Genomic DNA, 22308 nt, shown 5'->3' on the forward strand with positions numbered 1-22308 from the left:
CGGTCAGGTACTGACCCACCGTCGTGAATGTCGGTAAATGACGGAACCCGCCGAAGGTCGGGCTGACACAGTTCCCGACTTTCGTCGTAGGGCAAGCGGAGCAGCCCCCGGTCGCGGTGTGCGGAGGCGGACTGTGAGCGCGGTCACCGTGCCTCCAGGTCCAGAATGGTGTCGGGTGGACGAGCGGGCGCGACGGGCCCCGCCTGGACAGGGAGCGCAGCACGCGGATGGAAGCCGGCTCACAGGGATCGGCACGGCTGAAGTCGTCGTACCGCTACGACGACCTCGACGTGCTCACGCTGCTGCTGGCGGGGGAACTCGACGCCGGCACCGCGCTGGTGGTGGTGCGCGCGGTGACGTTCGCGCTGGCCAAGCGCCCGATGGCGCTGGTGCTGGACCTGACCGGGCTGACACAGTTGAGCGACGCGGGCGTCCACGTCCTGCGGGCCGCCCAGGACCGCGCGGCCGCCGAGGGCGTGGTGCTGCGGCTGCTCGCGCACCCCTCCGGCGAGGCGGGCCGCCGGCTGGCCGAGACCGGCATGACCGGGGTGTTCGACATCTATCCGGACCGCACGGCGGTCCGCGTGGAGACTGATCGGATCGCGTTCCTGCGCCGGATGAAACGGCGGCTCGACGCGGGCTGAGCCGGTTCGGATCCGGGCGTTTCGGGCCTGCCCGAAGCGGCGAGGTGGCCCGAGCGGGTGAACTTCCCGGACTTTTTTCGCGAGTGGTCCATACCAGTTCGGCGATGTTGCGAGTTCACGCGAGCAGCGCTTCGGCGAGTCCCTGCTCCTGGATCGACTCGCGCAGCTTCGCCAGCGCGCGGCATTGCGTCACCCGGACGTTGCCCGGCGAGATCCCCAGCGCCTTCGCCGTTTCGGCCGACGTCAGGCCGACGACGACCCGCAGCGTCAGGATTTCCTGTTGCAGCTTCGGCATCCCGGCCAGCAGCCTGCCCAGCGACGCGCCGAGGTCGGCGGTCAGCGTGTGCGATTCCGGGCCCTCGCGCAGATCCGGGTTCTCCGGGACGTCGGACACCGGACGCGAACGGTCCCGCGACACCGCGCGGAAGGCGTCGGCCACCTTGTTCGCCGCGATCGCGCGCACCAGGTGCAGGAACGATCCGCCGCGGTCCTCGTAGCCCGGAACCGCCTGCAGGACCGCGATGCACACTTCCTGCGCGACGTCGTCGGCCGACAGGTACGACAGGTCGCGTCCGCCGATGCGGGCCCGGCAGTAGCGCGCGATCACCGGTTTCAGCAGCGCCAGCAGTTCCGGAGCCGCGCCGGGGACGCCGTCGCGGGCGGCGCGGACCACGGTTTCCAGGCGCTGCGCCAACTCGGACGGGCGCGGCAGCGCGGCGAGCGGGACGTAGCCTTCGACCGGTTCGGGCACGGTGGCGGTGGGCATAGGGGTCGGTCCTTTCGTACGGGCGGCCGCGGTGGTCTCGCCCGCTCGATCCGGGAGTCGGCCGTCCGGCCCCGGATGTTGCGCCCGCGCGGGTGTTGTCCAGCTTCTGTCCGTTGCGCGGCAACGAGTTTCGCGCGGACCTGGACAGATCTTGGACAGCTTCGTCGCGGCGGTAGCGCGTCCGGGCGCGACGGCGATCCCGGTGCGGTCGGAGAGCTGTCCCGATCGGGAAGGGGAATCGCGATGATCACGCACTGACTTCAGCCGGGGCCCGGCCGGCGAGGTTCAGCCGGCCGGGTTCCACCGGATGCCGTAGGCGAATCCGGGCGCGAGATGGTCGAAGCGCAAGTGCACCTCGCCCGAGCCGTCCGGGCTCACCACGTCGCCGCGTGCGCCCGGATCGCGTGCGTCGTCTTGAAAAACGCGGTCCAGCCGCACGATTTCGGCCGGCGGCGCGGCCGGGAAGCGCACGTGCAGATCGAACCGGTCGACCGGATGGCGCGGCACGCACACGTAGTGCGGGTGCCGGAATTCCGCGCGGAACCGCAGCGCGAGGTCGTGCGTTTTCCCGCGCGACAGGGGATCGGCCAGCTGCAGCGCCAGCCCGACCCGGTCGTTCGACTCCATCGCGCGGCGGACGAGCGTGCCGCCGTGGAAGACGTCGACGTCCAGATCGCTTTCCCGCACCGGCCCGGCGGTCGCGGCCGTGGTGGTGAGGGTGAGCGCGAGGTCCAGTTCGGCGATCTCGTCGGCGTCGGCGACGATCCGCCGGAACTCGAACACCTCGGGCCGATCTTGGTCCAGGGCAAGGGAGACGCGCAGCAGTTCGGTGTGCCAGCTGCTGCTGTCGGGCGCGGGCCGGGCGCCGCCCTCGCGCGGGCCGGCGAGCGCGAGGTGCGCCACGTGCTCGATGCCCTCGTCGATGCGCCGCCGGATCGTGCGGTCGTCGCGGTCCAGCTCGCGCGCGGCCCAGTGCACCCGTTCCTGGTAGAACGGCTTGCGCGCCGGTTCGTGCATCGCGAACGCCGCGAGCACGGCGATCCGGAGGTCGTCCGGGAGCGTTTTGGCCAGCGGCTCCAGCACGTGCGCGAGCCGGTCGCGGATCTCGACGTTTTCCGCGTTGTCGGGAATCCCGCAGACCTCGCGCAGGACCGGGCCGACCCGAATCCCGAGCGGAGTGGTGAATACGCCGCGCCCCTTCCGGAGAACTTTCAATTCCGCGACCAAGTCCGCCGCGTTCGGTTCCACCCGTTCCTCCCTCGCGTCTCCCCGCCCGCAGCCACTGTTCCTCAATGCGGCCGGGGATGTCCAGCCTTGCCCGGCATCGGCGCACGGACTGTGACCGGAATGATTTCCCATTCCCGCGTCCGGCTGGTACGGCCGGGTTTATCGGCACCGGAAATTCGCTCGGATGGCGCCTTCCCGGAACGGCGGGTGACTGCTCCCTAGTGGCGGCTGGCGGTTCGTCCGGGCTGCTGGCGGGCGGTCAGCCGGCGCGGCTTTCGATCTCGTAAGCTGCGCGGGCGGCCGTCCGGGGTCTACTGTGCTGGCTGGCTCCCGGCTCGCCGAAGCCGAATATGCCCTTTCGCCCCAGCCCTCGGCGACGCGGCTTGCAGGTGGTAATGCGACGCCCGTGTTGCCTCCTGTTCCCCGTTCACGCGATTAAGGCGGAAACAGGAAACTCCTTCCCCGAATGCCGCAGGGTCCCGCATTCTCGGGACAAGCCGCCGATCAGGCGGGCGGAAATCCGCTGAAGGAGCTGCCGTGAAGGTCATCTGTTCGTTTTCTCTGCTGGTGCGGGCCGCGTTGTGGCTGGCCGGGGTCGCGCTCGTGTCCGGGGTCGCGCTCGGCCAGCCGGGCGGGCCCGCGCCGGTCGCGCCGCCGGTCTCGGTGCGGACCGCGCCGTGACGAAACCGCGGCCCGGCGTGTGCCGGATCGTCATACTGGGAGCGAGAAGAGGGTGGAGGCGGATGACAGCGCGCGCGACGTTCGGGGCGGAACTGCGCCGGCTGCGCACCGCGGCCGGACTGTCGCTCGCCGACCTGGCCGCACGGGTGCATTACAGCAAGGGATACCTGAGCAAAGTCGAAACCGGTCTTGCCGCGCCGAATTCCGCACTCGCAACCTTATGTGAATCCGAATTCGGCACTCCAGGAGCCCTTACTTCGCTGGTTCCCGCGGAAACCGGAAAACGTCGCACCCGGCCGGACGTCCGCCCGTCCGGCCTCCCGCCGGTGACCGCCGACTTCACCGGCCGCGACGAGGAATCCCGGGCCGTACGCGAGATTCTCGAGTCCGACGGCGGCGTTTGCGTCATTTCGGGGATGGGCGGGGCGGGGAAAACGGCGCTGGCGGTGCGCTGCGCGTACCGGCTCGAACCGTCCTTCGCCGACGGCAGCCTCTTTCTGGACCTGCGCGGCACCTCCGACGATCCGGTCACGCCCGCCGACGCGCACGACCGGCTGCTGCGGATCCTGGAGGTGCCCGCCGAACGGATCCCGGCCGATCCCGACGACCGCGCCGCGCTCTTCCGGACCTGCCTGCGCGGCCGGAGTTTCCTGCTGGTGCTGGACAACGCGGGCAGCACCGGGCAAGTCCGCCCGCTGCTGCCCGCCGAGCCGAAATGCCGCGTCGTGATCACCAGCCGCTCCCGGCTGCCCGCATTGGACGAAGCGAAGCACGTCTCGCTCGGTGTCCTCCCCACCGCATCCGCCACCACGTTGGTCACAGCTTTGACCGGCGCGACCCCCGACGCCGCACTGCGGATCGCCGACCGCTGCGGCCGTCTCCCGCTGGCGATCCGGATCGCCGCCGCTCGCCTGCGCGCCCACCCCGCGTGGGACGTCGCGGAACTGGAACGCCGCCTGGCCGACGAGACCCGCAGGCTGGGCGAACTGGACGACGGCGAACGAAGCCTGGCCGCCGCGTTCCGGTTGTCCGTACGCCAATTGGACCAGCCGGAAGCGCGGCTGTTCAGCCTGCTCGCCCTGCACCCCGGCCCGGACTTCGACGTCACCGCCGCGCAGGCGCTGGGCTCCCTGGATCCGGTGGAGGCGGAACGGCTGCTGGACCGCCTGCACCAGGCGTACCTGCTCACCCAGCCGGAACTGGGCCGGTTCGGTTTCCACGACCTGGTAAGGGTTTTCGCCGCCTCCGGGGCCGCCGACGAGGACGCTTTCCGCCGCCTGGCCGATTTCTCCGTCGCCACCGCCGAACGCGCCGACCGGGCGATGAGCGGCCCGCGGTACCGCCTGGAGGTGGTCTATCCGCCCGGGCTGCCGGAGGTGGAGTTCCCGGACCAGGACAGCGCGATCGCCTGGTTCCGCGCGGAATGGCCCAACCTGGTCGCGCTCTGCCGCCGGGCCGGGGAGACGGACCGATGCTGGCAATTGGCGTTTTTCCTGCGCGGCTTCTTCTACCTGACCAAATTGTGGGACCCGTGGGTCGCGACGCACCGCTGGGCGCGCGCCGCTGCTGAGTCCGTCGGCAACCGCTGGGCCGCCGCCACGACCACGGCGAACCTGGGCATCGCGTACGTCGACCGCGGCGATCTGGACGAGGCTTCCCGTTGCTACAGCCAGGCTTTGGCGGAGTACCGGCAACTCGGCGACCGCCACGGCGAAGCGACCGCGCTGGCGCATTCCGCCTGGGCGGAGCACTACCGGGGCAACCACGAACAAGCTCTGCGGGACTTGCGCTCGGCGGCCGATTTCTACGAACTGACCGGCAACCGACGCAGCGGCGCCATCACGACGCGGGGTGTCGCGCTGGTCCTCACCGCACTGAATCGCCCCGCCGAAGCCGCGCGGGTGGTTGAGGAAACCTTGGCGGTGTTTGAGGAACTGGGCTTGGAACTGGACGTCGTGATGGGGTTGAACTGCCTGGGCTGGGCGAGATTCCGCTCTGGGGATCACCCAGGCGCCGAGTCGGCTTACCGGGAAGCCGCGGCCCGCGCGGAGTGCTGCGGAAGCACCCATGAGGCAGCGCGGGCTTACCTGGGCTTGGGGAATGTCGCGGCCGCGCGGGGAATCGCGAGGGAGGCCGCTTCTTTGTGGGAGCGGGCTGAGGCCGCGCATCCTGCGCTCGACCCAGTGACCGTGGGCGAGGCGGCTGCGCGCGCCGAGTATCCGTAGCGCGTGAGATTCCCGGACGGCGCGTGTCCTCCTGACGACCGGTTCATCCGACGAGGGAGTGACGATGCCTGACCCGACTGCGCTACCGAAGCTCGGACTCGCCACCGACCAGGGCCAGACCGCGATCGCGGACGTCGTGGTCCAGAAGATCGCCGGGCTGGCCGCCCGCGAAGTCCCCGGAGTCCACGCCCTCGGCGGCGGCGCCGCACGCGCGTTCTCGGCAATCCGGGAACGCGTCCCCGGCGCGACGGCCTCCGCGGGCCAGGGCGTGTCGGTCGAGGTGGGGGAGAAGCAGGCAGCCGTCGACCTGCAGGTAGTGGTCGAATACGGAGCCTCGATCGCCGACGTGTCCCGCTTGATCCGCCGCGGCGTGATCACCGGGGTGGAACACATGACCGGGTTGGAGGTGGTGGAGGTGAACGTCGCGGTGACGGACCTGCACTTGCCGGAGGACGGGGAGGACGGTGCGGCGGAGTCCGGACGGGTGGAGTGAGCTGGGTGGCGTTGCCCGCGTGACTGTGGCGGGCTGTGGAGCAGCGTCTGAATGCCGAGCACGAGCAGAAAGACCGCTCCGGATCCGGTGGTCGCGTGCGGCAACTCGGCTTCGATCTCCGCCGCCCGCGACCCCGCCATCTCTGCGGGCAGCGGCATTTCCCGGTGTTGCGAGGACGAACGTTCAGGCTTCGGCGGGCGGCTCCAGTCGCTGAGTCGGCAGTTGCCCGGGCACTTCCCGTTTTCGCAGGGGCGAACGTTCAGGCTTTGGCGGCCGACTCGAGTCGCTGAGTCGGCAGTTGCCCGGGCATTCGAGTGCGGGCCTGACCCGGTTCGCGCCTGGAGTGTGCCGGCCGTCTCCAGGTGGCGTGGCCGGGGTTTCGGGGCGGGTGGCGGCGTGTTGGGATGGGCGGATGGGATCGTCGCCCGAGCCGGTTGAGTAGTTGCCTCGTGTGGCGGGGTTTCGGGCGCTGATGTTCGCCCTGCCGCCGGTCGGGCGGCGATGGTCGGCTGGGTTGCGGGCCGCGGCGGCGGTGGCTGTTCCCGGGATCGCCCTGGTGTTGGCGGGGGCGTCGGCCTCGGCGTTGTTTGTCACGCTCGGGACGTTCGCGGTCTTGTACGGCGAGGGTCGGCCCTATCGGGTTCGGGCGGGCGTCGTGGCTACTGCTGGTGCCGGGTTGCTCGCGGCGGCGGCGTTGGGTGCTTCGGTGGGGACGGTGGTTCCGCCTGGGCCGGTCTCGGTGCTGGTGGTTTCAACGGTCGCGGTGCTGGCGACGTACGTCGTCGACGCGTTGCGGCTCGGGCCGCCGGGGCCGTTGTTTTTCGCGCTCGTTTGTGCGGGTGCGCAGGCGGCGGTCGAGGCGGGAGCCCAGCCGTGGGTGGTGCTGGGGTGCGCCGCGGCGGGGGTCGGGTCGTCGGTCGTGGTGTCGATGGCCGGGTGCTGGCTGACCGGACCAAGCCGGAACGCAGCGCTGTCGAACGTGCGGTGCGGGCGGTCGACGTGTTCCTCTCGGCGGAGCGGAAGACGGCGGAAACTCGGCACGCTGCCGGTGCTGCGGTGTCGGCAGCGTGGACTGCGCTGCATGACGCGGGACATCCGCGTCGGGGCACGCAGCCGGATCTCGTGGCGATGTTGCTTGCCGCCCACCGGAGGTTTGCGGACGCTTCGCCGGGCGAGTCCGTCGAGTTGCCGCCCGGGAAACTGCCGTTGCCGCGACCGAGCGTCGGATATCGGTTGCGGCGGGCGGTTCCGTTGCGTTCGCATGCCGCGCTGACAGCGTTGCGCGTCGGCGCGGGTTGCGTGGTCGCTGGGGAACTGGCGGTGGCAGTCGGGTTTGGACGGCCGCATTGGGCGGTGCTGAGTGCGTTGGTGGTGCTGCAGCAGGGATTGGACCGGCGGCGGGCGAATGTGCGTGCGCTGCACCGGTTCGTCGGGACCGCGGCCGGGCTGGTGCTGTTCGGATTGGTGATGACCGTCGGCCCGTCCGGGGTCGTGCTGATCTTGATCCTGGCGGTGCTGCAGTTCTGTGTGGAGCTGGTGGTGCCGCGGAATTACGCCGTGGCGACGGTGGTCATCACCCCGCTCGCGCTGCTGGCCGCCGGAGTGGCGAGCCTGCCGGGTCCGGTGTGGCCCGCGGTGGCGGACCGTTTCGCCCAGACGGCGATCGGGGTCGCGGTGGCGGTGGTCGTGCAGTACGCGGTGGCGCCGCGAGCGCATCGGAAGACGTTGGCCTGGACCGGATCCCGCGTTCGTGCCGCTGCCCGCGCGGTGCTGGCCGGTGCGCCGGTCCCGCGTGCGGCCGCGCGCCGGGACCTCCAGTTCGAACTGGAAGGCGCGACCCGCGCGGGGGTGGATTCGGTCCACAACGAACCCGGCTGGGCCGCCGAGCGCTGGCCCGCCCACGCGGCCCTGGTCCACGACGGTTACGACCTGCTCCAAGCCTGCTGGTCCGCGCCGGACGGCGGGTTGCGGGACGTGGAGCGGTGGAACAGCGCGTTCGGCCGGTGAGGCTGGGACGCCTGGCTGTGGCTCGGGATTGCGGTGTTGAGCGAAAGCGCCCGTGCCTGCCTCGCGAACGGTGGACACTCGCCTGCCTCGGAGGATGTCCAGCGAGTTCGGCCAGTGGACGTGCCTTGCGGATTTGTCCGCGATGGTGGGCATAGTCCACGGCGGCGCGAATGTTTGGCGGGCGTCCTGAGGCTGGCTGAAGTCTGGCGGATCGGCTCGGAAGGTGGCGGAGTTCTTGCCCGCGGAGCGTCCTCGGCCGTGGCCCGGCGATTCCGCCGGTGGCTGGTCGCTAACCGCGAGTGCAGACCCGCCTTGGCGCACTGGCCCGCGGATTCAGCCGTCTCTGCCGAACTGCGTCGAGCAACCGCCTTCGAAGCGAGCGCCTCGAGGCCTGCCGCGCGCAGCGGTCATCAACGCAGACTCCGAGCCGCCCGCTTCAGCGCAACTCCAGCACCCCCCGGCTACCTAGGACGCAGAGCCGCCTCGATCTCGTCCCGGTCCGCGTCGCCAGGAGTGATCGTCAGCGGGCCCGCGACGTCCAGCAACCCCGGATGCCGGACCGTCCAGCGCAGCACCGGCAGCGAATCCTTCGTCAGGTCGTGCGCGGACGTCACAGTGACCCCGGGCGTCGGGCCGCACGTGACCACGTCCGCGGACGGGCCGCGGCCGTCGGTGTGGCAGAAGGCGGCTCGGCCGTCGGAGGACAGCGCCAGCAACGCCGGGGTGCCGTCGGCAGTGGCGGTGGGCAGGACGTGGTCGTAGCCGGCCAGCCAGTGCGTCACTAACCGGTGCACGCGTCGGCCTCGGATGCTGGTCATCGACGCGGTGTAGGTGCGGGCGACGGCGTCCAGCCGTTCTGGGTCCACTGGGTGTCAGGCCTCCGTCTCCGCTGGCTCCGGGCGGGTTGACCGGACGAACCACGCCCCGGCCACTGCGACCAGTCCGATGCAGCCGGCGACGACGAAGGCCGTCTGCAGGCCGTTGGCATCGGGACCGACGGCGGCGGGATCGGCGCTGGTGACGGTCGCGACGCTGACGAACACCGCGGTGCCCAGCGCGCCGGCGACCTGCTGGAGCGTGGACAGGATCGCGCTGCCGTGCGAGTAGAGGTGGTCGGGCAGTACCGCCAGCGACTCGGTCATCAGCGGCGTCATCATCAGGCCGAGGCCGGCCATCAGGACGATGTGGATGCCGATCACCGCGATCAGCGGCGAATCCGGGCTCAGCAACGAGAAAAGCCACATCGAGACCGTCATCGCGAGCGCGCCCGGCAGCACCAGCGGACGCGCGCCGACGCGGTCGAACAGCGCGCCGACCGGACGGCCGAGCAAGCCCAGCACCAGACCGCCGGGCAGGACGGCCAGTCCGCTGACGAACGTGGACTTGTGCAGGACGGTCTGCAGATACAGCGGCAGCAGGATCGCGCCCACGCCGATCAGGCACATGAACAGCAACGCGCTGAGCGCCAGCGCGACGACGAAACTGCGATGGGTGAACGGCCGCAGATCGAGCAGCGCGCGGTCGCGTCGCTGCAGGCGGAGCTGCCGCCAGCCGAACGCCGCCAGCGAGACCGCGCCGACGACGATCGGCAGCCACGGCGGCACCAGCGCTGTCTCGGCGGATTCGCCCGCTGACGACAGGCCGTACAGCACTCCGCCGAAACCGACGGCGGACAGGATCACGGAGAGGACGTCGAGCGGAACCGGGCGGGTTTCGCTGTCGATCCGCAGCTGCAGCATTCCGGTGACCAGCGCGGCCAGCGACAGCGGCAGCACGATGAAGAACATCCACCGCCAGCCGAGCGACGACAGGACCGCGCCGCCGATCGTCGGGCCGATCGCGGGCGCGACCGCGATGACGATGCTGATCGTGCCCATCGTCGCGCCGCGGCGCTGCGCGGGCACGAGCCGCATGACGGTGGTCATCAGCAGCGGGATCATCACCGCGGTGCCGCACGCCTGCACGACCCGGCCGGTCATCAGCAAGCCGAACCCCGGCGAGACGCCGCACAGCAGCGTGCCGAGGCTGAATGAGGCGAGCGAGAAGACGAACACCTGCCGCGGCGTGAACCGTTCGAGCAGGAACCCGGTCGTCGGGATCACCACTGCCATGGTGAGCAGGAACCCGCTGGTGAGCCACTGGATCGTGGTGGTCGGCACGGAGAGGTCGACGGTGAGGTCGCGCAGCGCGATGCTCAGGATGGTCTCGTTGAGGATCATCACGAACGCCGACAGCACGAGGACGCCGATCAGCAGCCCGGGCTTGGCGGGCGGCCGCGCGGGGGCCTCCGGGGTGGGGGACGAGACGCCGCTCATGGGCGCACCTCGCGGGCGGAGGCGCGGACGAATGCACGGGTCGCGAGCCGGGCGGAGTCGCCTCGGGCGCTCGCGAAAGCGACGGACGCGAGGTCGGCCGCGCGGACGGAGCGGGCATCGGCCGACGAACGGCCGGGGACTGTCGGGCGGCTGCCGGGGGAAGCTCTTCGCGCGGCTTCACCGGCCGCTGCGGACGGAGTAGGGGACTGCTGGATCTTCACCCGGCCAGGATACGGATGAGCACCGACAAAACCGGCGTCCTTTCCTCCCGCGGCCCGCGGCAGCGCGGGGAACCGCGCTGCGGTCGGCGGCGGAAAAAGCTGTCCGACCAGCGGCCGGACGGCCGCTCGCGCGGCCAGGAAAAGAATCTCGTTCGCGGGCTAGGCGCACTCGGCTCGGAGTCGCCGGGGCAGCCGCCAGACCGGAGTCGGAAGAATCGTGCCTGCCGGGAAACACCGTCAGCACACCCGTCGCCAGTCCGGAATCAGGAGAGCTGGGCCCGTCGGGAAACACCGCCGTCACATCCGTCGCCAGACAGGAGCCAGGAGAACCGTGCCCGCCCGGGCACCATCGCCAGCACACCCGTCGCCAGACCGGAATCAGGAGAGCCGGGCACCGCCGTCAGCACACCCGCCGCCGGACGGCGACCTCACGGATTCATCGCCAGCACCAGGAATCCCGCCAGCAACACCAGATGCACCCCGCCCTGAAGCCGAGTAGCCCGTCCGGGCACCACCGTCAGCACACTGACCACCACGGTGAGCGCGAGCAGCACGATGTGCGTCGGCCCGAGACCCAGCAGCAGCGGGCCCTTCAGCCACACCGAGGCGAGCGCGATGACCGGGATCGTCAGGCCGATGCTGGCGATCGCGGACCCGTACGCGAGGTTGAGGCTGATCTGCATCCGGTCGCGCCGGGCCGCGCGGACCGCCGCGAGCGTTTCCGGGGCCAGGATCAGCAGCGCGATCACCACGCCCACAAAGGACTGCGGCAGCCCGGCCGCCCGCACGCCGGCCTCGATCGCCGGGGATTCGACCTTCGCCAGCCCGACCACGGTGACCAGCGCGACCAGCAGCAGGCCGACGCTCACCCAAGTCTTCTGCAGGCTCGGCGGTTCCGCGTGCTCTTCCTCGCGGGTCTCGCCCTCGGAGTCGACGGGGAGGAAGAAGTCGCGGTGGCGGACGGTCTGTGTCGCCACGAACGTGGCGTACAGGACCAGCGACGCACCGGCCGCGAAAGCCAGCTGCGGTGCGGAGAACCCCGGACCTGGGGTGCTTGTGGTGAAGGTCGGCAGCACGAGGCTCAGCGTCGCCAGCGTGCCGACCGTCGCCAGCGCCGCGCCGCTGCCCTCGGGATTGAACCGGGTTTCCCCGTACCGGCGCGCGCCCACGAACAGCGACAGCCCGACGATGCCGTTGGTGGTGATCATCACGGCGGCGAACACCGTGTCGCGCGCCAGCGTGTCGGCGTTGTCGCCGCCGGAAGCCATCATCGTGACGATCAGCGCGACCTCGATCACCGTCACCGCGACCGCGAGCACCAGCGAGCCGTACGGTTCGCCGACCCGGTGCGCGACCACCTCGGCGTGGTGCACGGCCGCGAGAACCGTGCCCGCCAGCGCGATCGCCACCAGCGCGACCGGCACCGGACCGAGCGTGCGGCCCCACGTGAGCGCCAGCAGGACCAGGGAGATCAACGGCAGCAAAGTGGTCCAGGACAACAGATAACCGCGGACGCTCGCCATGCGCACACCCTGGCATATCGGACCCTCAGCCGCCTGGCATGCCGTCCTTGCGGGGGAGTGTCGCGTCCGAAATGGACACTGCCGGTCGCGCCGCACCGCGCGAAATTCACTCGTTCGGCGTAGTACCTGCAGGGTTCCGCAGGTCGGCGGCGGGGTACGCGCGGCGCACAGGGGAGTTCGGTGCGGAAAGGAGCCGAGATGACCCGCGAAATGAAGACGGCCGACCGCGCGTTGCCGGCAGGCGGCGACGGTGCGGAGTATTCGTTCTGGCGCGAGCACACGCACATCAACCTGAGCCCGGTGGCCGCACCGTCGATCCTGGGCCTCGCCGGGTTAGCGGTGTCGACGTTCATGGTCGCGGCGAACCTGGCCGGCTGGTTCGGCGACGAGACGACGACGCCCCTGCTGCTGGCCCCGTTCGCGTTCGCCTTCGGCGGCGTCGCGCAGTTCCTCGCCGGGATGTGGTCCTACCGCGCCCGCGACGCGCTCGCCACGGTCGTGCACGGCGCGTGGGGCGCGTTCTGGCTCGGCTACGGCGTTTACCAGCTGTTCGTCGGCCTCGGCGGACTGCCCTCGACGGCGGCGAGCCCGGTCGCGGCGGCCGCGATCGGGTTCTGGTTCATCGGGCTCGCGGCGATCACCTGGACCGGCGCGCTCGCCGCGCTGGCGGAAAGCCTGGTGCTCTGCACGCTGCTCGCGGTTCTCGCCGCCGGGGCGAGCATGCTGGCCATCGGCCTGATCGGCGACGTCGGCGTGGTGCGCACGATCGCCGCGTACTTCCTGCTCGCGGCCGCGGTGCTGGCCTGGTACGCGTGCAGCGCGATGGTGCTCGAAGCGGCGCACCACCGGGTGGTCCTGCCGATGGGCGTGCGCGCGCCCCGGCCCGTCCGCACCACGACGGTGCCGTTGCACCAGGCGATCCAGTTCGACCACGGCGAGCCGGGAATCAAGGCCGGGCAGTAGCCCGGCGAGGAGGTGACCACGGATGAAGATGAGCACGGCGCTCACCGCGTTGGCGCCGCAGGACCGGAAGCTGCGGGAAAGCAGGCTGCCGCTTACCGCCGAGTTCCTGGCCGGGGCGTGGCTGGTGTTCGCGGCTTTCGCGTACAGCTACTCGTTCACGCTGTCCGCGACGGCCGGGTTCTGGAACAGCCTGGCGTGCGGGATCGCCGTGGCGGCGGTCGCGCTGGTCCGGTTCGGCCTGCCGGAACGGGCGCGCTGGCTGGGACTGGTCAACGTCGCGATCGGGTTCTGGCTCATCGCCGCGCCGTTCGCGTTCGGCTACCCGGTCGACGGGCATCGCGACGCGATCCGCACGAATTCGCTGATCGTCGGCGTGCTGCTGGCGATTTTCGCCGTCATCTCGGTGACTGTCGCCTATCGCAGGCACAGCGGCGAATTCCGGGAGTGAGGAGATGTACTGGCCAGTGCTGACGGTGCTGGCGATCGGCGTGCTCGCCTTGGGCGGCGCGGGGTTGCGCGCGCTCAAGGCGGCGGCACCGGTCCGTAAGGAGGCACTCGTCGGCGCCTGGCTGGTGTCCGCTTCGGGCGTGGTGTGGTGGGCGTCCGAACCCGCTGCGGGGGCGGTGTTTCTCGTGATCGGCGCGGCGGTCGTGTTCGGTGCCGCGCTGCCGAGCGGGCAATTGCCGTCCCGCTGAGAAAAAGGGGTTTGCCGCGGGCGGCGGCCGGTTACCCGGCCCGCGTGAGGCCGGGCTGCTTTCGGCTGCCCGGCGATCGCCGGGTGCGGGAGGTCGGTCATGACGCAGCTGAAGCCGCGGCCAGTGGTGATCGCCGAGGCGCGCCGACGAGGCAAAAAGGGCTCGGTGCTGCTGGGCATCCTGCGCACCACCGACCACAAGCAGATCGGGCTGCTCTACCTCGGCACGTCGTTCGCCTTCTTCCTCGTCGGCGGCGCGATGGCGCTGCTGATGCGCGGAGAACTGGCCCAGCCGGGGCTGCAATTCCTGTCGCAGGAGCAGTACAACCAGCTGTTCACCATGCACGGCACGATCATGCTGCTGCTGTACGCGACGCCGAATGTGTTCGGATTCGCCAATTTCGTGCTGCCGCTGCAGATCGGTTCGCCGGACGTGGCGTTTCCCCGGCTGAACGCGTTTTCCTACTGGCTGTACCTTTTCGGCGGATTGATCGTGCTGAGCGCGTTCCTCACGCCGGCCGGGGCCCCGGACTTCGGCTGGACCGCCTACACGCCGTTGTCGGATGCCGTGCACAGCCCCGGCACCGGCGGCGATCTGTGGATCATGGGTCTCATCGTGTCCGGTCTCGGCACCATTCTCGGCGCGGTCAACATGACCACCACGATCCTGTGCCTGCGCGCGCCGGGAATGACCATGTTCCGGATGCCGCTTTTCACCTGGAACATCCTGTTCACCGGGATCCTGGTGCTGATCGCGTTCCCAATCCTCACCGCCGCGCTGTTCGCGCTGGAGGCCGACCGCAGGCTCGGCGCGCACGTTTTCGACCCCGCCAACGGCGGCGCGATCCTCTGGCAGCACCTGTTCTGGTTCTTCGGCCATCCCGAGGTGTACATCGTCGCGCTGCCGTATTTCGGCATCGTCACCGAGATCATTCCAGTGTTCAGCCGCAAACCGCTCTACGGCTACCGGCTGATGGTGTTCGCGACGATCGGCATCACCGGCCTGTCCGCGACGGTCTGGGCGCACCACATGTACGCGACCGGGTCGGTGCTGCTTCCGTTCTTCTCGATCATGACGTTCCTGATCGCCGTGCCGACCGGGCTGAAGTTTTTCAACTGGATCGGCACGATGTGGAAAGGGACGCTTTCGTTCGAATCGCCGATGCTGTGGTCGGTCGGATTCCTGGTCACGTTCCTGCTCGGCGGGCTGACCGGCGTGCTGCTGGCCGCGCCCGCGCTGGACTTCCACATCACCGACACGTATTTCGTGGTCGCGCACTTCCATTACGTGCTGTTCGGCACGATCGTGTTCGCCACGTTCGCCGGGATTTATTTCTGGTTCCCGAAGATGACCGGCCGGATGCTCGACGAATCGCTCGCGAAATGGCACTTCTGGACCACGTTCATCGGCTTCCACACGACGTTCCTGGTGCAGCACTGGCTCGGCGCGCAAGGGATGCCGCGGCGGTACGCGGACTACCTGCGCAGCGACGGATTCACCTTGCTGAACACGATTTCCACGATCGGCGCGTTCATTCTCGGCGCCTCGGTGCTGCCGTTCGTCTGGAATGTGGTGAAGAGCTACCGGTACGGCGAGCGGGTCGACGTGGACGACCCGTGGGGCTTCGGCAATTCCCTGGAATGGGCCACGTCGTGCCCGCCGCCGCGGCACAATTTCACCGAGCTGCCGCGCATCCGCTCCGAACGGCCCGCTTTCGAATTGCACTATCCGGACGCGGTGGAACGGATGCGGGACGAGCAGCACGTCCGCTGGGGACGCCGGTCGCGGGAGAAATCCGACGCCTGATCAGGGCGCTTCTGAGCCCTGTTGGCGACGGAATTCGTCCAGCACCCGGCGTTCCCGCTTCGTCGGGCGGCCCGCGCCGCGCTCGCGGCGGGCGACCGGGATCGCCGCTTCCGGCGGCGGCTTCGGGGTGCGGTCGACGAGGCAGGTGGCCGCTACCGCCGCGCCGACGCGTTTCTGGATCACCTGCACGACCTCGACCACACGGGTCGTCGTCCCGATCCGGGCGCGGACCTCGTCGCCGGGAACGACCGTCGTCGCGGGTTTCGCCGGGCGGTCGTTCACGCGCACGTGCCCGCCGCGGCAGGCAGCGGCGGCGTCGGCGCGCGTCTTGGTCAGCCGGACCGCCCAGAGCCAGCGGTCGATCCGCGTCGATTCCATGGGTCCATCATGGCGCGTCCCAGTGCCAGCGCAGGCCGAGGATCCCCGGAGTGACCGCGGCGGACACGACGTGCGCCGGAAGGCCCTGGGTGATCGGCAGTTCGGCGACGGTCGTCTCCGGTCCGGCGGGGGAGTCGAGCCGGTAGGCGTGGCAGGCCCGCGGTTCGAAACCGGGCGCGAAATGCAGTTCCAGCACGTGCTCGTGCACGGCGTTGCGGAACCGGCGCTCGTACGAGAGGTCCGGGCGGTCGTCGGTGAACTCGAATTCGTACTCGGCGATGGCGGTTTCGCCCCGGTCCAGTCCGCGGCCGAGGACGAGTTCGGCCACCGTGAACCCCTCCTCGGCCAGGGTTTCCGTGCGTCCGGGCGAGCAGTAGCGGGTGCGCACCAGCTTCGGCGGGCAGCCGGGGCCGACGCCGTGCGCGGTGACCAGCCGGATGTGCGTGTCGTCCTCCGTCGCGCGGAGCACCTCGCGGACTTCCAGCCGGTGCAGCCGCCGGTCCGGGCCCACGTGCACGGCCTCGTGCAGGCTGACGACGACTAGCGACGTCCGGTACGCCGTCTCGAACGAGTTCAGCACCCGAAGCACCGCGTTCCGCCGTCCCCACAGCCGTTCCCAGCGCACGACGGGAACCGGCGGCGGCTCCGGATCGCGCTCGATCAGCCCGGTCAGCGAGCCCGGCGGCAGGTCGAGCACGCCCTCGAGAATCCGCACCGCGACGCGCGAGCGGGCGCGGGCGGGCACGGTGCGGCCGGTCCGCCAGTAGCTGAGCGTGGTGGTGCTGACCGCCGCGCCCGCCGCGGCGAGCCGGTCGCGCAGCCGGTCGAGGCCGAGCCCGCTGCGGTCGATGGCCAGCGTGAGGGCGCGGCTGAACGGCCCGTCCGCCAGCGCGTCGGCGAGCCGGTCCGGCTGGGTGCCGGGACCTGTCGAGAACACCTGCGTCCTCCTCGGGTCGTCCCCACCCATTCGCCTCTTCAGCGGGCGGCGGCGCAACCGTCGAAGGTCGGGTCTTGGCCGGTCAGCGCGGTTGCCCGACGAAGGGCTCGCGGAGTTCGGCGACCCATTCGCGCTCGTCGCCGGAGGTGTGGAGGTAGACCTCGCACGGGAAGCCGTCCGCGCGGAAGCCGTGCTCGTCGGTCCACCGGGCGAGCTCCTGGTAGCCGGCGAGGAACCCGCTCGCCGGGCCGCGCTGGACCAGCGTCGCGGCACGGGAAGCGGGCAGTTCGGCCACCTCGAGCCCGTTCGGCGCGGCGACTGCGCCGGAGACCGGGAGCGCGGCGTGGACGACGACCGGATCGTCTTCGGCGGCGGGTTTTTCGTAGTAGCAGATCAGCGGTCCGGCCGGGACGGCGTCGGATCCTTCGAGCCGCTGGCCGAGTTCCGCGCACAGCGGGCGCAGGACCGGGCTGATCGCCTCGGGGGAGAAGCTTTCGACGGTCGCGGTGAGCCTTACGACGCGCGTCGCGGGGATGTCCTTGACGACGATTTCGGTGTCCGGCATGGCGTGCTCGCTTTCCAGCGTGCGGAGTCTCGCCTCGACCTCGGCCAGCCGGAGCCGGTCGGCCGCGACCCGTTCGGCCAGCTCGGCCCGGCGCAGCGTCAGCATGCCGCGGACCTGCTCGGGCGTGACCTGCTCGGCCAGCAGCGCGGCGACCTCGCCGAGCCCGAAGCCGAGGTCTTTGAGCGCGACGATCCGGTTCAGCGCGGCCAGCTGCCCGGCGGTGTAGCGCCGGTAGCCGGTGTGCGGGTCGACCTCGGCGGGCCGGAGCAGGCCGAGCGTGTCGTAGTGGCGCAGCATGCGGACCGAAACCCGGCCGTGGCGGGCGAATTCTCCGATGGTGAACATGACCTCCCCAGCACACGCTCTGACACGGTGTGAGAGTCAAGTGTCCCCGCCGGACCGGGAGCGGGCCGGCCCCCTGCGCCGACCCGCTCCCGATGGCCCCCTCGTCCCCCGACGAACGAGGGGACCGCGCCGGTCCGCCGCCCTCCACAGCACGGACCGGAGCCGGTTGCGGCTCCCGCGAACGGAACAGCGGAGGCCCGCCCTCGTGACGGCGGTCGTCCGCAAAGCCACCCGATCGGGTGAGGAAGCGCTGGTCAGTAGGCTGGCCGGGTGAATCGCACGGACCGGCTGTACGCGCTTGTCGAGGAGCTCCGGGCGGTCGCGCCGCGCACCCGGACCGCGGCGTGGCTCGCGGCCCGGTTCGAGGTCAGCGTGCGCACGATCGAGCGCGACCTCGGCGCTTTGCGCGAGACGGGCGTCCCGATCTTGACCGAGACCGGGCGGACCGGCGGCTACGGTCTCGACCGCGAGCGGACCTTGCCGCCGCTCACCCTCACGCCGGAGGAAGCCATCGCGATCACCGTCGCGCTGCGCTCCGCCGCTGGTTCGCCGTTCGCGGGCGCGGCGGAGTCGGCGGCCCGCAAGGTGCTCGCGCGGCTGCCGTCCGACGTCCGCGATGCCGAACAGCACCTCGCCGCGCGGCTGCACCGGGTCGGCGAGCCCGAACCGCCTGCTGTCCACAGCGGACTGATCCTCACCGCGCTCGCGGCACGGCGCGTCCTCCGGTTGTCCTATGTGGACGCGAAAGGCCAGGAGACGGAACGCGACGTCGAGCCGCTGGGACTGCTGTGGGGTCCGGCGGGCTGGTACGTGCTCGGCTGGTGCCGCCTGCGCGACGCGGTCCGCGGTTTCCTGCTGGACCGGACCCGCGCCATCGAGCTCACCGGCGACCGCGTCGAGCGCCGCGAGGTCGACCTCGACGCCGAACTCGCGCGGATCTCCGCCCGTCCGCTCGGCGAGTGACCTGCGCCACGCGGCGCGGAAACACCGACAGGACGGTGTCGCCGGCGCCCGCGATCGTCGTCGCATGACGAAAGAACTGAACCCCGAAGAAATCCCCGCCCTCTGGTGTCGCATGTGGAACGAGGACGCCTCGCTCGCGCACCGGCTGCTCACCGCCGACGGCCGCCAGTGGTCCGGCACCAAACCCGGCCTCGACCCGCTGATCGGCCCCGCGGACGCCGAGGCGTTCATCGCGAAGTACCAGCGCGAGGTCGGGAATGTGTTCGTCCCGCGCACTTTCGTGATCGACGGAACCGAACGGCTCGCTTTCACCTGGGACGTCACCCGCCGCGACGGCGTGGTCATCACCGGAGCCGACCTGTGCGTCCTCTCCGGCGGGAAAGTCGCGCGGAACTGGACAATTCCCTCGCCGGACGGCCGGTCGGCGCTGCCGGACGGACCGGGCGAAGGCGACCTCGACCGGGACGGATTGCGTGCCCTGGCAACGGATGCGCACCCGTGGCACGGCGAGCTCGTGCTCGACCCGGCGCGGCAGACCATGGCCGGTACCTGGTCGGACGGCGCGCGCGGCGGGCTGGCGGTGCTGGTCGCGGTCGACGGCCAGGTGGATCGCGAATGGGTGGTGCCGGGGACGCGTCCGCTCCCGTGATCGCGGGCGCCGGAGAGGCATGATGGCGGCATGGCGAACCGCGTTCTGCTGGCGGACGACGACCGGGCGATCCGGGAATCGCTGGTCCGCGCGCTCGAACTGGAGGGCTACCGGGTCAGCGAGGTCGCCGACGGCGTCGAGGCGCTCGCGATCGCGCGGAGCGAGGAGTTCGACGTCCTGATCGTCGACGTGATGATGCCCGGCGTCGACGGGCTCGGCGTGTGCCGCGTGCTGCGCGCGGGCGGCGACCGCACTCCGGTGCTCATGCTGACCGCGCGGGTCGAGACCGCGGACCGCGTCGCCGGATTGGACGCGGGAGCCGACGACTACCTGCCGAAACCGTTCGAACTGGACGAACTGCTCGCCCGGTTGCGCGCACTGCTGCGGCGCAGCGCGGATCCGGGCGAGCAGGCCCAGCGCGTGGTGCGGCTGGGCGGGCTGGCGGTCGACGCCGGCGCGCGCCGGGTGTGGTGGCACGACACCGAGGTCGTGTTGTCGAAGACCGAGTTCGACCTGCTGGAGCTGCTGGTGCGCAATGCCGGGATCGTGCTCGGCCGCGACACGATCCACCAGCGGATCTGGGGGTACGAATTCGGTCCGGAGTCGAAGAATCTGGCGGTCTACATCGGATACCTGCGGCGGAAGCTGGAGACCGCGGGCGCGGACGAGCTGATCCACACCGTGCGCGGCGTCGGCTACGTGGTGCGGCCGGCATGAATCTGCGCGGGAAGCTGGCGATCGCGTTCGCCGCGGTCGGCGGCGGCGCGGCGATTCTCGTGGGCGTGCTCGGCTATCACACGGCTTCCCAGCGGATCAGCGCGGAACTCGACCGTTCGCTGCTGAGCACGGCGTCGCAGGTGTCGGCGGGCGCGGTGCAGCTGCTCGCGCCGAGCCCGCTCACGCGCGGTCCGGGGGACGACGACCACGACGAAGCGCAGCCGATGGTCGCGCAGTCGATCGCGCCGGACGGGACCGTGCATCGTGTCGGCGGACGGCCGGTCACGCTGCCGGTCACTGCTGCGGACCGGGAGCTTGTTGTCGGCACTCGCTATGCGGACGCGACTGTCGGTCCGGACGACTACCGCGTGCTCACCGTCGCGCTCGGCTCCGGGCGCGGGGCGCTGCAGCTCGGCATCGACGTGGACGAAACCCGGCACGTCCTCGGCGATCTCGCCGAGCGGATGACCTGGGTCAGCCTCGCGGTGCTGGCCGGGGCGGCGCTGGCGGGCTGGCTCCTCGCGCGGCAGATCACCCGGCGGCTGGTCCGGCTGACCCGGCTGACCGAGGAGGTGAGCGCGGGCAGCAGGCCAGGGCTCGGCGTCCCGGACCGCGGCCGCGACGAGGTCGGCAGGCTGTCCGGCTCGTTCGCCGGGATGCTCGAGCGGCTCGCGCGGGCCCGCGACGACCAGGAACGGCTGGTCCAGGACGCCGCGCACGAGCTGCGCACGCCGTTGACCAGCCTGCGCACCAACGCGAGCGTGTTGCGGCGGTTCGAGGAATTGTCGCCGGACGCGCGGAACCGGCTGCTCGCGGACGTCGACGGCGAGACGCGCGAGCTGACTCACCTGGTCACGGAGCTGGTGGAATTGGCCACGGGACAGTACGACGACGAGCCGCTGCTGCCGGTCGAACTGCGCGATCCGGCGGAGCGAGCTGCCGCGCGAGTGCGTCGGCGGTCCGGTCGTGCGATTGCTGTGGACGCCGATGACACGACGTTCTCCGGCCGGCCGAAGGCCTTGGAACGGGCGATGACGAATCTGCTGGAGAACGCGGTGAAGTTCAGCTCCGGACCGGTGGAGTTGCGCGTGCGGGACGGACGGGTCGAGGTGCTGGACCGCGGGCCGGGGATCGAGGACGCTGACCGGGTTTTCGACCGGTTCTATCGCGCGGCGGCCGCGCGGTCCTTGCCCGGGTCGGGGCTGGGGCTGTCGATCGTGCGGGAAGTCGCGCTCTCGCACGGCGGCGAGGCGTTCGCCGGACCGCGGGACGGCGGCGGCGCGGTAGTCGGCTTCACGGTGGCTCTTACCTGATTCACACCTTGATCTTGCCCGGGGCTAACGGGACTCGGCCAGAGTTGTGGCTGGTTGTGGTTCGTGGATGGGAAAGGCTGCATGACGACGGTCAACGGGTTGCCCGCTCATATTCTGCTCGTGCACGCGATTGTCGTGCTGCTGCCGTTGTCAGCGCTGGTCTTGGTGCTGACCGCTTGCCTGCCTTCGGTGCGCAGGCGGCTGGCCGGCGCGAACGCGATTTTGTCGGTGCTGGTGGTTATCCTGGTGCCCATAACGACGAATGCGGGCGAGTGGCTGGAACGGCGCGTGGCGCGGACGCCGCTGGTCCGGGCGCACACGGAACTCGGCGACACGGCGATCTGGGCGGCGATCCCGGTGGCGGTGCTGGCTTTGGCGCTGTGGTGGCGGCAGCGAGAGGCTGGTGCGTCTGGTGCGGCTGCGGTGAACGCGGGTGCTGCGGCGGTGAGTGCAGGCGCTGCTGCGGCGACGGGTGGCGCTGCCGCTGCGGTGGCTGGCGGTGCCGCGGCGACGGTGCCCGTAGCGGGAGCGGCTGCGGTGGCTGGTGGTGCGGCGGCGGTGCCCGAGGCCGCTACGTCTCGGGCGGCTGAGGCGGGTGCGCGTCAGACGGACCCAGCCGCGGGCGGGGCTTCCGCGAACCGCCGTCGCGTGTTTCTCGCGCCTGCCTCGAAGGCGGTCGGCGTGACGTTGATCGTGCTGTCGGTCCTGGCTGCCGGGGCGGCGGTTTACGACATCGTGCGGATCGGCGACACCGGTGCCCAAGCCAGCTGGCAGGGGCAGTTCCAGCAGAACCCGGCACCGCGCGGGCACTAGCGGAGTCCTTGCGGCGAAGGGACTTCGCGCCCAAGAGCAGGCAAGGCCGCTGCGTCCGAAAA

General features: G+C 71.0%; 23 protein-coding genes. 14 read left to right on the forward strand and 9 right to left on the reverse strand.

Annotation, left to right across the window (positions count from 1 at the left end):
- Positions 1 to 227: 227 nt before the first annotated feature.
- Positions 228 to 644 carry an STAS domain-containing protein gene (locus ACFORO_RS06750; RefSeq protein ID WP_344279432.1) on the forward strand — a complete coding sequence of 139 codons (417 nt, stop codon included), beginning with the start codon at positions 228 to 230 and terminating at the stop codon, positions 642 to 644.
- A gap of 115 nt (positions 645 to 759) precedes the next feature.
- Here the strand turns inward: ACFORO_RS06750 and shbA are convergent, their stop codons facing one another.
- Together shbA and ACFORO_RS06760 are read right to left on the reverse strand one after the other, a co-directional pair.
- Entirely contained in the window at positions 760 to 1410 is a 651-nt protein-coding gene (gene shbA, locus ACFORO_RS06755; RefSeq protein ID WP_377870490.1) for an RNA polymerase sigma factor ShbA, read from the reverse strand.
- Between the two features lie 285 nt (positions 1411 to 1695).
- On the reverse strand, positions 1696 to 2658 hold the full coding sequence (locus ACFORO_RS06760; protein ID WP_377870491.1) for a hypothetical protein: 963 nt from the start codon (positions 2656 to 2658) through the stop codon (positions 1696 to 1698).
- Positions 2659 to 3174: 516 nt separating this feature from the next.
- Here ACFORO_RS06760 and ACFORO_RS06765 point away from each other — a divergent pair.
- The 3 genes from ACFORO_RS06765 (at position 3175) to ACFORO_RS06775 (ending at position 6036) form a co-directional block, all read left to right on the forward strand.
- A complete protein-coding gene (locus tag ACFORO_RS06765; protein ID WP_377870492.1) occupies positions 3175 to 3318 on the forward strand; it encodes a hypothetical protein in 144 nt (47 codons plus the stop codon).
- Positions 3319 to 3380: 62 nt separating this feature from the next.
- Positions 3381 to 5543 carry an ATP-binding protein gene (locus tag ACFORO_RS06770; RefSeq protein WP_377870493.1) on the forward strand — a complete coding sequence of 721 codons (2163 nt, stop codon included), beginning with the start codon at positions 3381 to 3383 and terminating at the stop codon, positions 5541 to 5543.
- 64 nt (positions 5544 to 5607) lie between these two features.
- Positions 5608 to 6036 (forward strand): Asp23/Gls24 family envelope stress response protein, encoded by a 429-nt coding sequence (locus tag ACFORO_RS06775; protein WP_377870494.1) that lies wholly within the window; start codon positions 5608 to 5610, stop codon positions 6034 to 6036.
- 633 nt (positions 6037 to 6669) lie between these two features.
- Here the strand turns inward: ACFORO_RS06775 and ACFORO_RS06780 are convergent.
- Positions 6670 to 7077, reverse strand: a complete 408-nt coding sequence (locus tag ACFORO_RS06780) for a hypothetical protein (protein WP_377870495.1) — start codon at positions 7075 to 7077, stop codon at positions 6670 to 6672.
- 15 nt (positions 7078 to 7092) lie between these two features.
- On the opposite strand from ACFORO_RS06780, the gene ACFORO_RS06785 reads away from it, so the two are divergent.
- Complete coding sequence (locus tag ACFORO_RS06785; protein ID WP_377870496.1) at positions 7093 to 8043, forward strand: FUSC family protein; 951 nt, start codon at positions 7093 to 7095, stop codon at positions 8041 to 8043.
- A gap of 461 nt (positions 8044 to 8504) precedes the next feature.
- On the opposite strand, the gene ACFORO_RS06790 is transcribed toward ACFORO_RS06785, so the two are convergent.
- The 3 genes from ACFORO_RS06790 to ACFORO_RS06800 all read right to left on the reverse strand — a co-directional run bounded on the left by ACFORO_RS06790 (position 8505) and on the right by ACFORO_RS06800 (position 12102).
- Positions 8505 to 8909, reverse strand: coding sequence for a hypothetical protein (locus ACFORO_RS06790; RefSeq protein ID WP_377870497.1), 405 nt, complete (start codon positions 8907 to 8909; stop codon positions 8505 to 8507).
- Positions 8910 to 8915: 6 nt separating this feature from the next.
- Entirely contained in the window at positions 8916 to 10358 is a 1443-nt protein-coding gene (locus tag ACFORO_RS06795) for an MDR family MFS transporter (RefSeq protein WP_377870498.1), read from the reverse strand.
- Between the two features lie 649 nt (positions 10359 to 11007).
- Positions 11008 to 12102 carry a calcium:proton antiporter gene (locus tag ACFORO_RS06800; protein ID WP_344279455.1) on the reverse strand — a complete coding sequence of 365 codons (1095 nt, stop codon included), beginning with the start codon at positions 12100 to 12102 and terminating at the stop codon, positions 11008 to 11010.
- Positions 12103 to 12300: 198 nt separating this feature from the next.
- Between ACFORO_RS06800 and ACFORO_RS06805 the strand changes: the two genes are divergently transcribed.
- The 4 genes from ACFORO_RS06805 to ctaD all read left to right on the forward strand — a co-directional run bounded on the left by ACFORO_RS06805 (position 12301) and on the right by ctaD (position 15566).
- Positions 12301 to 13065 (forward strand): acetate uptake transporter family protein, encoded by a 765-nt coding sequence (locus ACFORO_RS06805; RefSeq protein ID WP_377870499.1) that lies wholly within the window; start codon positions 12301 to 12303, stop codon positions 13063 to 13065.
- 22 nt (positions 13066 to 13087) lie between these two features.
- Positions 13088 to 13513 carry an SPW repeat domain-containing protein gene (locus ACFORO_RS06810; RefSeq protein ID WP_377870500.1) on the forward strand — a complete coding sequence of 142 codons (426 nt, stop codon included), beginning with the start codon at positions 13088 to 13090 and terminating at the stop codon, positions 13511 to 13513.
- A 4-nt stretch (positions 13514 to 13517) separates the two neighbouring features.
- Positions 13518 to 13760, forward strand: coding sequence for a hypothetical protein (locus tag ACFORO_RS06815; protein WP_354743349.1), 243 nt, complete (start codon positions 13518 to 13520; stop codon positions 13758 to 13760).
- Positions 13761 to 13859: 99 nt separating this feature from the next.
- Positions 13860 to 15566, forward strand: a complete 1707-nt coding sequence (ctaD, locus tag ACFORO_RS06820) for an aa3-type cytochrome oxidase subunit I (RefSeq protein ID WP_377870501.1) — start codon at positions 13860 to 13862, stop codon at positions 15564 to 15566.
- Here the strand turns inward: ctaD and ACFORO_RS06825 are convergent, their stop codons facing one another.
- The 3 genes from ACFORO_RS06825 to ACFORO_RS06835 form a co-directional block, all read right to left on the reverse strand.
- On the reverse strand, positions 15567 to 15944 hold the full coding sequence (locus ACFORO_RS06825) for an RNA-binding S4 domain-containing protein (RefSeq protein ID WP_354743345.1): 378 nt from the start codon (positions 15942 to 15944) through the stop codon (positions 15567 to 15569).
- Between the two features lie 7 nt (positions 15945 to 15951).
- Positions 15952 to 16881 (reverse strand): hypothetical protein, encoded by a 930-nt coding sequence (locus ACFORO_RS06830; RefSeq protein ID WP_354743343.1) that lies wholly within the window; start codon positions 16879 to 16881, stop codon positions 15952 to 15954.
- Between the two features lie 82 nt (positions 16882 to 16963).
- Complete coding sequence (locus ACFORO_RS06835) at positions 16964 to 17791, reverse strand: MerR family transcriptional regulator (protein ID WP_377870502.1); 828 nt, start codon at positions 17789 to 17791, stop codon at positions 16964 to 16966.
- 270 nt (positions 17792 to 18061) lie between these two features.
- Between ACFORO_RS06835 and ACFORO_RS06840 the strand changes: the two genes are divergently transcribed.
- From ACFORO_RS06840 to ACFORO_RS06860, 5 genes are all read left to right on the forward strand, one after another.
- Entirely contained in the window at positions 18062 to 18754 is a 693-nt protein-coding gene (locus tag ACFORO_RS06840; protein WP_377870503.1) for a helix-turn-helix transcriptional regulator, read from the forward strand.
- A 64-nt stretch (positions 18755 to 18818) separates the two neighbouring features.
- The gene (locus ACFORO_RS06845) at positions 18819 to 19403 is read left to right on the forward strand and encodes a nuclear transport factor 2 family protein (RefSeq protein ID WP_354743337.1); all 585 of its coding nucleotides are present in this window, start codon (positions 18819 to 18821) and stop codon (positions 19401 to 19403) included.
- A 30-nt stretch (positions 19404 to 19433) separates the two neighbouring features.
- A complete protein-coding gene (locus ACFORO_RS06850) occupies positions 19434 to 20120 on the forward strand; it encodes a response regulator transcription factor (RefSeq protein ID WP_354743336.1) in 687 nt (228 codons plus the stop codon).
- Positions 20117 to 21433 (forward strand): HAMP domain-containing sensor histidine kinase, encoded by a 1317-nt coding sequence (locus ACFORO_RS06855; RefSeq protein WP_377870504.1) that lies wholly within the window; start codon positions 20117 to 20119, stop codon positions 21431 to 21433. Before ACFORO_RS06850 ends, ACFORO_RS06855 begins: the two co-directional genes overlap by 4 nt.
- 81 nt (positions 21434 to 21514) lie before the next feature.
- The gene (locus ACFORO_RS06860; RefSeq protein WP_377870505.1) at positions 21515 to 22246 is read left to right on the forward strand and encodes a hypothetical protein; all 732 of its coding nucleotides are present in this window, start codon (positions 21515 to 21517) and stop codon (positions 22244 to 22246) included.
- Positions 22247 to 22308 lie beyond the last annotated feature (62 nt).

It is taken from the genome of Amycolatopsis halotolerans, from assembly GCF_042647905.1.
Taxonomy (GTDB): domain Bacteria; phylum Actinomycetota; class Actinomycetes; order Mycobacteriales; family Pseudonocardiaceae; genus Amycolatopsis; species Amycolatopsis halotolerans.